The sequence below is a fragment of the Pseudomonas sp. EL_65y_Pfl2_R96 genome, assembly GCF_963970905.1.
Lineage (GTDB): Bacteria > Pseudomonadota > Gammaproteobacteria > Pseudomonadales > Pseudomonadaceae > Aquipseudomonas.
This window is the reverse complement of sequence record NZ_CAXAQH010000056.1, coordinates 1-11602: the sequence shown is the minus strand read 5'-3', so window position 1 is coordinate 11602 and position 11602 is coordinate 1. Positions and strand designations below refer to the sequence as shown.

Below are 11602 nucleotides of genomic sequence, written 5' to 3'. Positions count from 1 at the left end.
CGGCAATAGGGACTTCAGACTAACAATGCGAACCTGCGTCGCTGCGCTCCGACTGCTTGTCCGAATGAGCGTGGAACAGGTGTCCGGATGTTGGTGGGCTGAGTGTCCGGATGGCGTGGAATCCGCACCCAATCGGATCCGGCGTCTTAAACCGCCCCACATCCGGATCATAAAACCTGAACGTATTGAAGTGCAGTCCCGTCTCCCGGTCCAGGTACTGCCCCTGAAACCTCAGGTTCTGCTCTTCAATGTAGTACGGCTCGCGCACCTCTTCTAACGTGTTGCCCCACACCCGATACGTTGCTTGCCAGACGTTGTGGCCGTCGGCTTCGGTGAGTTGCTCGGGCAGGCCGTCCTAGGTCAAACGGGTTTCGCCGAGTGGGTAGCCGTGGGGGGCGTGCTCGGTTTTTCAATGCGCCGGCCCAGTGGGTCGTAGGTCATCCTGAGCACGCTGCCGTTTCCACTGCGCACCTCAATCAACCGGCTCTCAGCGTCGTAACCGAAGTGCTGCAAGTCCCGTTTAGCGCTGCGTTCGATCAGTCGGCCGGCGCCAGCGGGTGGTGGGCCGTCCAGCAGGTTGGCGGCGGCGTCGTAGGTGAGGGTTTCGCTCTGGCCGTGCAGGTTATCCTGGCTAGTGATGATTCGGCCATTAGCATCATCGGATTCGTGGGGGCGTCATGTTTATGAACCTGACTCTCTTTTTATAAGTTTTCCGCTAGTGATTTCCAGAAAATCTTTAATGCTCCCATGAGCTACTTCTATATATTGGTTGACAGTAACTTTATCAACAATGCCGCATAGGTAGCTCCAGTGTCTGCCAGTTTCACTGTGAAAATAAATTACCCCCCACTCGCAGGGCAAGATATGCTGTTTAGAGTCGATAGATATTATGTTCCAGATTATCCCGCCGAGGTTTGATATTTCTTCTCGGGTGGCTTCGGTAAAAACAATTATTCCGTCGTCGAGCCGTCCTTGTGAGGTGTTGCAATCAGGGCATCTATTAAGTTTAGGGTCGTAATTTGCATAGCAATTCTCGCATGCTTTGTATTTCATGACGGCCTCAACTATTTTATTGGGATGCTGGATGTTATGACCCTTGGTCCTGTTCCTCGATGTTGCCTAGGGCGAGGAAGGCGGCACAGAAACCGCTCCACTTTTCTACTGTGTTATCCCTGGATCCGGAGCGGGAATGACCACACTCGCCCAACTGGCTGTACGTTTGCGTTGTGTCAGAGCACGCAATGCTGATGCGTCAGGCTCGCCCTTTTTCGTGAATTTGACAGGTACCAAAACATAAAGCGTTACCTTTTCATCGTCGGGGATCATCTCTTTTTCAGTTCTCGTATCCCAGGCTTTATCCACGGCCACGAAAGCATCCACTTCGTCTGGCCAAGCCAGGTTGGCATACATGGCCTCGGAACGACGAATCAAGAAGCCTTCCGACAAGGGGCCATCATCGACCGTGTGGCGAGCGAGCAGAGACAGCAACTCAACCGGAAAAACCCAAGGACTGTGGGGGGTAAAACCTTGCTGCGTGAGAGGCCAGTCGCCAGGCAAGCATACGAATAATTCGGTATGAGGACTTTTGGCAAAAAGTCCGATGGTGAAGAGTAACTTGAACTTGTTTTTGCCATCAATACAGCTGATACGCAGCTCCAGACCCTCTTCATTAGTGAAGGGACTCTGTTGTGCGGGTAAAACCCAGCCAGCGGTGTTGTGCACGAAAGTGACTATAGAACCACCAAATTCCTCGGGCCGGCTTTCAACAATGTCCATGATACTGACCGCCCCCGATTTTCTTAAGGTGGACGCAATCCCTGTAAATCCCCAGGTATTGGCGATGTCCAATGGCGCGGTATTCAGCCTGGTGTGCAGTCGATTGATGTTGGCATGGTGTTCTATAAGAAGATTGACGACGTCCTGATGCCCAAAGGTAATCGCGTCAATCAGCGGGGTGGTTATGCTGTTAGGCCATCCATCCACCAAAGCACCGGCCTCAAGAAACCATTGGCATGTTTGTAGATGTCCATTTCCAGCGGCTGCGGCAAGTGGCGTGCTATTGCCGGAGCTGACGGCAGGCTGGTCCAGCGCGATACCTAAAGACACCAATAAGCGGCAAATTTCGGTTTGACCCCGTTCGGCAGCCATGTGCAGCAGGGTCTCATGACCAATAAGGCCATACATGGGCAGGTGCAATAGAACGGAATTTTTCTCTAGGCGCTTTTTTAGTGAGGCTGCATTTCCCGACGCGATGTCTGCGTGAATGGCTAATAAAGTTTTGATGTTCTTTTCATAAATTTCTTCTGGGTTGTTCATTTAAAAAATCCATTTTTCTCTTTTCTGGTAGCGCGAGCCTGAATCACTCCTCGACGAAGTCGGGCGGGCTGATAAGCGTAGAGAGGATCAGGTCAAGGAACGACGTGAAATCAGGCGCCAGGAAAAACAGATTTCCACAGCCGTCGCGCTCAGCGATATCAAAATCATTTTTGTCGTCACTTTCGTGCAAGTGAGTCCTGTCCCAGTAGTATAGGCCTTCCTTGCCAGCTTCTACGACCCATACAAATGGATTTCCGCCACCGTCTTCACCGATAGCGATGCTGTTGTCCAGGAAGGAAAGCTCGTCGATAAACTCTTCGTTGAACGCCAGCAGATCATTGCTTTCTTCGTCGGGTATAAGGCCGAAAAGGCGGTCGAAGGCGATGCTGCCTTCATCGACCTTATCGAGTGCCAGACTTACATAATCGGGAGCTGTTGCATAAAAGCCGTTTCTTTTTTTCAGGAAATCCTTGTAATCCGAAGGCAGTTTTTTTTGCAAACGCTGCTCAAATCCCTGTATGTCCGCATCTGACAGGCCGGGTTTATATAAAAAAGGCATGGTTGCACTCCTTGTTAAAGGCAGGATAGTTGGACGGATCGAGCCACCCGACAGGATTTGGCTCATAGCTGTAAAGGTTCAGCCCTCCCGCCAGACCGATTGGGTCAGGGGGGTATAGCGCCCGATATCCGGGCCGTAGAAGCGAAAGGTGTTGTAATGCAGACCGGTTTCCCGATCCAGGTACTGGCCCTGAAACCTCAGATTCTGCTGCTCAATGTAGTACGGCTCGCGCACCTCTTCTAACGTGTTACCCCACACCCGGTAAGTTGCCTGCCAGACGTTGTGGCCGTCCGCCTCGGTGAGCCGTAGCGGTAACGCTTGTCCTGGTAGGTCAGCAGCATGTTGTGCACCACCAGTCCGGCGCCTTGTTGCGGACCGTTAAGGAGATTGGCGGCGTCGTCTGAAGTTCGATGATCTGGACGAGCAGGTCGTCAGCGTGCTTCACGATGTGGTCGAAGACAGTGACGTCACCCTCGACGATCTGAGGGCGTTGGGCATCTCCGAGCGTGCGATAAAGGCGATCGACTGCCTCTCGAAATGTCCCGGCGAGGCATATGAGGATTTCATCGCCCGAATCCATCCGGATGAGTTGGCGAGAAAGGTCAAGATAGAGAACATCAAGGGCAACCTTGATCTAACCCGGCTGGCACGCTTCAGGAAAAAGATCTGGTGCGAGTGGCGAAGTACCACAAGTCGTTACGCTATCTGTCTGGCGACTTGGACAAGGCCCGGGGCATCACGAGTAAAAATCCAGTAACTCTTCGACAGAAGATTTTATGATTTTTTTCCTGAAGGAGCTTCTAATCAAATGAATGTTTGGCAGTATCGCATTACTTAGTTCAATGGTGACCAGCGCCATGTCGTCATTCAGCTCTTCAACCCTATTGTCCGACATTATTTCAAAAAAAAGCTTCATCAAACTGTACTCGTCGTCATCAGCTGGGCAGGATGAGTCGATCGAATCATTTGTATTGTCAGTCAGGTAGTTTAGAGGGTTGCTCAATACATAACCAACATAATGGCTGTCTGCCAGAATTATGTTGATATCATCCTTGAGTTTTATGAATGAATATTTATGCTCGTTTGTGAATTGCTTATTGATACAGGTAAGTGTTCTATTGCGGGGGTCGAATGCTCTAGTGATTGTAGGTTCTACTGTGTGCAATTTGTTGTGAAGTTTGAGTTTGCCAAACATTGTAACTGGGGCTTCAATGGCTAGCTCGTTGTTTCTGCCTGGAACTGACAGACCTAAATAAGTGAGCTTCCCTTCATCGTTGAACGAAAAAAAGTCCGAGGGCTCTGTGATCCAGGGTTCAGAGTTTGTGTTTCTTTTGTTGTTGATGGTCAATGAAATAAGCGATGAGTTACCACCAAAAGACCAAGTGATAGAAGCGTCCTGATACTGCATTTCTGCTGTTTCTATCAATTCGACATTGTGAAGAATAAACATCTTAGAATCCCTCTAGTCTTGTTGCGGGAGGTATAAAGCCTCCATTGGGTCTAGGGATGCTTCCGTTAGAGATCATGTCGGGCGTAATGGGTAATCCAGGGTTGCTCAGCTTTCCACCATAAATAGCAGCGCCGCTTTCACCCCGAGGGCCGCTATGTCCGTAACTTGTGATGACATTGCCTTGTGCTCCACCTTTGCCATGAGTGACCACTATATTGCCCTCTTTATGGAATATTAAGTTTCCATTTTTTGCCTGATAAACCCCCTGAGGGCTACTGAGTATCCACTGTTCCATGTCGTTGCCCAACCGCCCGTGATAGTCCTTTCCTCTTCGGACTTTTCCATTTTTTGCATTGCTGATGATTTTAGAGGTCGGGCAACCCGCAAGCCCTAGTGGATCTATCCATGTGAGCGGGTTTTTAGCGTAGGCGTAAAGGTTTAATCCACCCGCCAACTCAATCGGATCCGGCGTCGTAAACCGCCCCACATCCGGATCATAAAACCTGAACGTATTGAAGTGCAGCCCCGTCTCCCGATCCAGATACTGCCCCTGAAACCGCAGGTTCTGCTCTTCGATGTAATACGGCTCGCGCACCTCTTCTAACGTGTTGCCCCACACCCGATAAGTCGCCTGCCAGACGCTATGTCCGTCGTCCTCTGTGAGCTGTTCCGGCAGGCCGTTGAGGTCGTTGTGGTAATAGCGGGTTTTTTGTAGCGGGCCGGTGCCGTCGACGCGGGCGAGGGGGTCATAACCTTGGTCTTCGTAGAGGTAGGGGCTGGTTTGCTGATGGCGATGTTCCTGCAACAGGCGCAGGCCATCCCAGGTGAAGCGGGTTTCGCGCAGCGGGTAGCCGTTGGTGTCGTGCCAGGTCTTGCCGATACGCCGCCCCAACGGATCGTAGGTTATGCGCACAGCCGTTTCCCGTGCACCGTTTTCGTTGCGCACTTCAATCAATCGGCTTTCGGCGTCGTAGGCAAAGCGTTGCAAGCCCCGTTTAGCGCTGCGTTTTTCGATCATCCGGCCAAACGCGCCGTAGCGGTAACGCTTGTTCTGGTAGGTCAGCAGTTTGTTGTGCACCACCAGCCCGGCGCCATGCTTCGGGCTGCCCTGCAGTTCGTGGCGAGGGAGTTTGCTCCCGCTCGGCGGCGCAGCCCAGCAGCTTTTTCACCCTGCCAAGGACCGTCCGACAGGTACCGTCGATCTCGGTGAACAGTCCTTTGGGGGCCTACTTATTACCTACCCCCAGAATTTTATTTGCCAAAGCCAAATCAAACTGTTTGTTTCCGAATATTGATTTGGTTGCGAGGACTTTTTTGAAGACGTCTGAGTCCAGGCTCAGGTCATTTTTTTGTGCTGCAAATAATGCGGTTAGAAAGGGGTACGCATAGTTGTCAGGTTCGGTCAATACGTCTTCAATTAATGAGGGCGTGCCAAGGATGCAGTCCTCTGCCTTAGACAAGTAAAATTTTATCAGTCGTTCGTTTATTTTTTTGCCTGTTGCGCTTATTTCATCAGGCGATGGGGTTCTAATAATACCGCCCAGCTCGTCACCAAACTGTTTTGTTTCTTCCGATAATGAACTTTTCGACAAAAAAGATGAGTTCAACAGTCGGCTCTGATAGGGCGGTGATTGGTTTATGCAGAAGCTAAATGCCTCGCATGTATAAACCTCCAGGCCCGCATAGTAGCCATCGGCCTTGGTCAAGTGTTGTATATAAATTTCCCCAAGCTTTTCCTTGGAGATAAGTAGGCCAAGTTTGTTTTTGCTTGCTTTCAGGTCCAAGTGGGATGACGTTGTCTTCTTTAGCGCCGCCAGTAATTCCGCTTCCAAACTTTTACGAATTTCTATGCTCATTATATTCACTTGTAGATTAAAAGATTGAAGGTTGCATTGTGCTGTGCGCCTTTCCCACCCAGCGGCACCCCCGGCTTTCCTTTGGTATCAACCTTGAATGTACCCTGCGTGCCGGCTGAAGGTTTTATCGTACCCCCTCCCAGATGTTGTGAGGTGTTGGCCGGCTTAGTCATGTCGAAGACTTTGGAGTCGGTTTGGTTGGGGGGCAACTTCCCGGTGCCAGGGGCGTCTCGGGGACGACGGCCAGGCCGCTGCCATAAGGCGCCGGAACAGCCGTGACCGCCGAGACGTTATCCAACAGGTCATAGGCGTAGCGCTTGGCGCTGTCTTCAGATCCTGTTGAGAGTGTCGTCAATTTTGCAGAGGTGAAGTCAGAGCGACGCTCTTCCAGCTTGCCTTACGTTTTTTCTCCAAGAGCGAGGCTAAGGCATCGCCTTCAGGGGGGCCCTTTTTTGTCAGTTTTAGAGGAGTCAGAACGTAGAGTTTTACCGAATCCTCATGATCTTCAATTTCTGCATCGCCGGTAGTGTTCCAAATTTTATCTACGACAATGAGCGCCTCAATATCTGCTGGCCAGCCCAACTGACTAAAGGCTTTATCCGTTCGTAAAATCACCTGACCCTCGGTTAACGGCGAGTCTTTGAGGGTGTTTTCAGACAACACAGTCAGTACCGCCTGAGGGAACATCCAGGGGCTATCGATGGCAAAGCCTTTTTTGGGTAGGCGCCAGCTTCCGGGAAGACAGATAAAAAGTTCTGCGCTTGGTTTTTCAACAAAAAGACCGACTGTAAACAAGAGTTTAAAGTCGTTTTTGTTCGCGATGCAGCTGACTCTGAAATTTACTTCCAATGATCCGGATTGAGGGATTAGTTCTTTAGGTAATACCCAGCCAGCGGTCCTACACACAAAATCGATAATCCCTGCTCCAGGCAGAGTTTCTTCATCAGGCGCCTTTTCAACGGCCGAGATAGCGCCTTGTGCTTTCAAGCAGTTGAAAATTTCAGGGAAGCTCCAGCTCTGAGCTAAATCGAGGGCCGTTCGATTGAGCTTGGCATGTAACCTATTGACGTCCGGATGGTACTTGAGCAGAAATTCGACTGTTTCTTTTTGCCCGAAAGTGACGGCGGTTATCAGCGGAGATGCAACCGAGAGAGGAGAGCCATTAACATCAGCTCCTGCCTCCAGAAGCCAGCGCACTGTTTCTAAATGTCCATTTTTTGCTGCCAGTGCAAGCGCCGTAGTATTGCCTGAGCCAGCAGTGGGTTGGTCGAGGTCAATGCCCAAATCAACTAGCAATGTACACACTGCAACCTGGTTTCTCTCTGCGGCATGATGCAGAAGTCCTGGATAGCTCAAAAGATCGTAACGAGGGGGGACCAGCAGCTCTGGATGAGCGTCTAGCTGGGCACGTAAAAACTCAACATTCCCCGTCTCTATATGAGCATAAAGTTCTCGGACAAGAGGGGCATTTGTTCCGTATGTTTTTTCCAGGCTAGTCATCTAAGAACTCACCATTTCTCATTTTCTCGCCCATCGCATTCAGTGCCTCAATCACTTTGCTTTTTCCGCCTTTTCGGGCCTCTGCAAGTGTTCGTGACACTTTGCGGGCGCTAGCGATTGTGTGATTCCCACTGCCATTGGGTGCCCATACGAAGTTATGAGGGCTGTCATTCAAGCCGATACCAAATCTCTTCAGGACACCCTGTACATGGGCCGCATATCGACGATTGCTGTCTGTCCAATTCTTGGGTTCCTTTTTTGCGCACAGTATGATGGCGATGCGGGCTCGTCATGACGTCAGTAGTGGGTTTGTCCCCATTGCTTTTTTATCTGCTTTAGACAGTCTGCATGTTTCCCAGCCCAATGGATCGGTCCATCCGATGGGGTTTGGTGATTACTGATAAAAATTTATTCCCCCGGCCAACCCAATCGGATCCGGCGTAGTAAACCGCCCCACATCCGGATCATAAAACCTGAACGTATTGAAATGCAGCCCCGTCTCCCGGTCCAGGTACTGCCCCTGGAACCGCAAATTCTGCTCCTCGATGTAATACGGCTCGCGCACTTCCTCCAGCGTGTTACCCCACACCCGATACGTGGCCTGCCAAACGTTGCGCCCGTCGACTTCGGTGAGTTGTTCCGGCAGGCCGTTGAGGTCGTTGTGGTAGTAGCGGATCTTTTGCAGTGGGCCGCTGCCGTCGCGCGGGCCAGGGTCTTCATAGAGGTACAGGCTGGTTTGCTGGTGGCGGTGTTCCTGCAACAGGCGCAGGCCGTCCCAGGTGAAGCGGGTTTCTCCCAGTGGATAACCCTTGCTGTCGTGTTCGGTCTTGGCGATGCGCCGACCCAGCGGGTCGTAGGTCATCCTGACCACACTGCCGTTTGCGTTGTGCACTTCAATCAATCGGCTTTCGGCGTCATAGGCGAAGCGTTGCAGCCCCCGTTTAGCGCTGCGCTTTTCGATCATCCGGCCAAACGCGTCATAGCGGTAGTGCTTGTCCTGATAGGTCAGCAGTTTGTTGTGCACCACCAGCCCGGCGCCGGGTTGCGGACCGTCCAGCAGGTTGGCGGCGGCGTCGTAGGCGAAGGTCTCGCGCTGGCCGTGCAGGTTGTCCTGGCTGGCGATGATGCGGCCGGTGGCGTCGTAGTGCAGCAGTTGGCGGTGTTGCGTGGCGGGTTGCTGGTCGAGTTTGCCGATGAGGTTGTCGGCGGGGTCGTACTCGAAGTGCTTTTGCACGGCCGCCGGCATCAGCGATGGCTGGCTGCTGTGGCGGCGTTGGCGTGAGCGTAAACGCCCGCTGCGGTCGTATTCTCTGCGAGTGCTGATCTGGCCCTGGGTGCGCAGCACTTCGCGGTGCAGGCGGTCGCGTTCGAAGTCGCTGATGACCTGGCCGTCGAGGTTGATCTGGTGCAGGTGGCCGCTGCCGTAGTACAGGCGGTTGACCCAGCGGCCATCGGGCAGTTGGCTCTGGATCAGGTTGCCGAGTTCGTCGTAGTGGTGTTGCAGGCTGCCGGCGGCGCTGTTTTCGGCGAGCAACTGGCCGGTGGCATCGTAGGCGAAGCTCAGGGGCTGGGCGTTGCCTTGCAGGTCGGTGAAGGCGGGTTACATGCCTGCTTTTGAGGTGTAGGCGATCCGTGGGAGGGAGCTTGCTCCCGCTCGGGGGCGCAGCCGTCGTAAGCCGGCTGATGCGGTTTATCTGGAGAATGCGTCAGCCTGTTTTGGGGCGGCTTCGCCGCCCAGCGGGAGCAAGCTCCCTCGCCACGGGATTTGTGTTTCTTCGCTCCCAATGCTCGATTTTCCAACGAGCACCTCGGCCGGCATCTTTTTGATGGCTGTGGGTTCGTAACGTCCTCGTGAACTCCCATACTCAACGTAGGCCTGAGCGAGCCTCGTGAGGCAATCGCTTCACGGGCTCGTGGGTAAGAACTTCCAGGACATTAGCCTGACCAATGGGGAGTCTGAAACGTCGCGAGCGCTATTCAGAGCCCTTGAGAAAGGAGATAAAAAGCGATGAAAACTCCAAGCCTTCATAGCTTTCCAGATTTTTGATATTGAAGAGGGCCCCTCGTTGTGTTGTGAGCTTTTGCAAGCGTCGCTTCAGTAGCTTATTGATCGGGCTGTCTGGTTGAGACGATAGGTGATCGAGCGCCTTTTGCGCACGTGCTGACACGTCCTTGAAGAAAATGTGTTGGGCATCAGTAGGTGGGACGATGCTCTCAAGGTCGCAGTTTTGAAAGGTGACGTAATCCAGTTTGCAAAGCTCAAAATCGACAAGCAGTGGGGTGTTCGGCTGGTCGGATATGAAGCTCACTTCTTGGAGCTTTCCAGCGAACTTAACATGGGTCATTTTTTTTGCGTTGAGCGAGTTGTCAATGATTTTGCATTGGCTGAATGTGCAGTTGCTGAAGTGGCAATCGACCAGTGCGGTTTGTCGAAAATCGCACTTCAGGAAGGTGCAGTTTTCAAATCTGCTGTCACTTAGACCTGTTGCCCGAAAGTCGACATTGCTGAATGTGCATTGGACTACGGTTGTTGTGTTGAAAAATCTTGAGTTGGAGAAGTCGGTTTTCTCGAATTCGCAATTTTCCAAAAGACAGCTGTCAAAAATCGGGTAGGAAAGTGTTGAGTTCTTTAATTTGGTGGCACCAATGAACTCATTTTTGAAAAGCGTTTTCTCAGGCAGGACGAGGCCGTCCTGCTCAATGCCAGATAATGTTTTTGATGGGATTCTGTCACTCACCACAATACTCCTTCATAACCATTGCCCCAATCGCCATAACGCCGTTGATGGGTGCCTTTTTTCCAATCAGCCTTCGTCGTCAGGTCCCACCAGGACTTGCTTTTCGGATCATACACATCGGGCAGGCGTTGTCCTGATTTCGCGACATTCAGATGTGCAAGCGACGGATCTGCCAACACCCTACGTTTGAATTCGGCATCGATCCTTTGACCTACATAGCGACGGTAGCGAGAGCGTGCCTGTCCGAAGTCGCCTCTGTCATAGGCGCGTTTGACCGCCGCTCGTTGTTTTAAAGTCAATGAGCGTTGAGGGTTACGGTACACGGCTTTTTTCGCTGCGTTGGCGTGAGCCTGTAGCTTTTTAGTCGTTGAGCCGCATGGTGCCCATCCCCATGGATCGATCCATCCCAATGGGTTAGGGGCATATTGATAGAGGTTCGCTCCCCCCGCCAACCCAATCGGATCCGGCGTAGTAAACCGCCCCACATCCGGATCATAAAACCTGAACGTATTGAAGTGCAGCCCCGTCTCCCGATCCAGATACTGCCCCTGAAACCGCAGGTTCTGCTCTTCAATGTAATACGGCTCGCGCACCTCTTCTAACGTGTTGCCCCACACCCGATACGTTGCTTGCCAGACGTTGTGGCCGTCCGCCTCGGTGAGTTGCTCGGGCAGGCCGTTGAGGTCGTTGTGGTAATAGCGGATTTTTTGTAGCGGGCCGGTGCCGTCGACGCGGGCCAGGGGTTCGTAACCTTCGTCTTCGTAGAGGTAGAGGCTGGTCTGCTGATGGCGATGTTCCTGCAACAGGCGCAGGCCGTCCCAGGTGAAGCGGGTTTCTCCCAGTGGATAACCCTTGCTGTCGTGTTCGGTCTTGGCGATGCGCCGACCCAGCGGGTCGTAGGTCATCCTGAGCACGCTGCCGTTTTCACTGCGCACTTCAACTAACCGGCTTTCGGCGTCGTAACCGAAGCGTTGCAGGCCCCGTTTAGCGCTGCGTTTTTCGATCATCCGACCAAACGCGTCATAGCGGTAACGCTTGTCCTGGTAGGTCAGCAGCTTGTTGTGCACCACCAGCCCGGCGCCGGGTTGTGGGCCGTCCAACAGGTTGGCGGCGGCGTCGTAGGCGAAGGTTTCGCGCTGGCCGTGCAGGCTGTCCTGGCTGGCGATGATGCGGCCGGTGGCGT

At 52.6% G+C, this 11602-nt stretch carries 10 protein-coding genes and 4 pseudogenes; 1 reads left to right on the top strand and 13 read right to left on the bottom strand.

The genetic code is table 11. The features are described 5' to 3' along the window. Positions 1 to 127: 127 nt before the first annotated feature. The 5 genes and pseudogenes from AACY49_RS28920 to AACY49_RS28900 form a co-directional block, all read right to left on the bottom strand. Positions 128 to 657 (bottom strand): annotated as a pseudogene (locus AACY49_RS28920) (RHS repeat domain-containing protein); the annotation flags it as partial. A gap of 24 nt (positions 658 to 681) precedes the next feature. Next, positions 682 to 1053: a hypothetical protein gene (locus AACY49_RS28915; protein WP_258698207.1), complete on the bottom strand. Its 372-nt coding sequence runs from the start codon at positions 1051 to 1053 to the stop codon at positions 682 to 684. A gap of 105 nt (positions 1054 to 1158) precedes the next feature. Further along, positions 1159 to 2316 (bottom strand): ankyrin repeat domain-containing protein, encoded by a 1158-nt coding sequence (locus AACY49_RS28910; RefSeq protein ID WP_339527574.1) that lies wholly within the window; start codon positions 2314 to 2316, stop codon positions 1159 to 1161. A gap of 43 nt (positions 2317 to 2359) precedes the next feature. Beyond that, a complete protein-coding gene (locus tag AACY49_RS28905; protein ID WP_320392702.1) occupies positions 2360 to 2875 on the bottom strand; it encodes an SMI1/KNR4 family protein in 516 nt (171 codons plus the stop codon). 34 nt (positions 2876 to 2909) lie between these two features. Beyond that, positions 2910 to 3208: pseudogene (locus tag AACY49_RS28900) on the bottom strand (RHS repeat-associated core domain-containing protein); the annotation flags it as partial. A 103-nt stretch (positions 3209 to 3311) separates the two neighbouring features. Here AACY49_RS28900 and AACY49_RS28895 point away from each other — a divergent pair. After that, positions 3312 to 3632, top strand: a complete 321-nt coding sequence (locus AACY49_RS28895) for a hypothetical protein (RefSeq protein WP_339527573.1) — start codon at positions 3312 to 3314, stop codon at positions 3630 to 3632. Here AACY49_RS28895 and AACY49_RS28890 read toward each other — a convergent pair. The 8 genes and pseudogenes from AACY49_RS28890 to AACY49_RS28855 all read right to left on the bottom strand — a co-directional run. Further along, the gene (locus tag AACY49_RS28890) at positions 3612 to 4325 is read right to left on the bottom strand and encodes a hypothetical protein (RefSeq protein WP_258698199.1); all 714 of its coding nucleotides are present in this window, start codon (positions 4323 to 4325) and stop codon (positions 3612 to 3614) included. The genes AACY49_RS28895 and AACY49_RS28890 overlap by 21 nt on opposite strands. 372 nt (positions 4326 to 4697) lie before the next feature. Continuing rightward, positions 4698 to 5427, bottom strand: a pseudogene (locus tag AACY49_RS28885) (RHS repeat-associated core domain-containing protein); the annotation flags it as partial. Between the two features lie 124 nt (positions 5428 to 5551). Further along, positions 5552 to 6181 (bottom strand): hypothetical protein, encoded by a 630-nt coding sequence (locus AACY49_RS28880; RefSeq protein WP_339527572.1) that lies wholly within the window; start codon positions 6179 to 6181, stop codon positions 5552 to 5554. Between the two features lie 5 nt (positions 6182 to 6186). Continuing rightward, entirely contained in the window at positions 6187 to 6354 is a 168-nt protein-coding gene (locus AACY49_RS28875) for a hypothetical protein (RefSeq protein ID WP_258698197.1), read from the bottom strand. A gap of 178 nt (positions 6355 to 6532) precedes the next feature. Next, complete coding sequence (locus AACY49_RS28870) at positions 6533 to 7681, bottom strand: ankyrin repeat domain-containing protein (RefSeq protein ID WP_339527571.1); 1149 nt, start codon at positions 7679 to 7681, stop codon at positions 6533 to 6535. Positions 7682 to 8078: 397 nt separating this feature from the next. Beyond that, positions 8079 to 9275, bottom strand: a pseudogene (locus tag AACY49_RS28865) (RHS repeat-associated core domain-containing protein); the annotation flags it as partial. Positions 9276 to 9654: 379 nt separating this feature from the next. Then, the gene (locus AACY49_RS28860) at positions 9655 to 10419 is read right to left on the bottom strand and encodes a pentapeptide repeat-containing protein (RefSeq protein ID WP_258698187.1); all 765 of its coding nucleotides are present in this window, start codon (positions 10417 to 10419) and stop codon (positions 9655 to 9657) included. Beyond that, positions 10416 to 11602 (bottom strand): RHS repeat-associated core domain-containing protein (locus AACY49_RS28855; RefSeq protein ID WP_339527570.1); only part of this gene is annotated, 1187 nt, incomplete at its 5' end. The genes AACY49_RS28860 and AACY49_RS28855, both read right to left, overlap by 4 nt.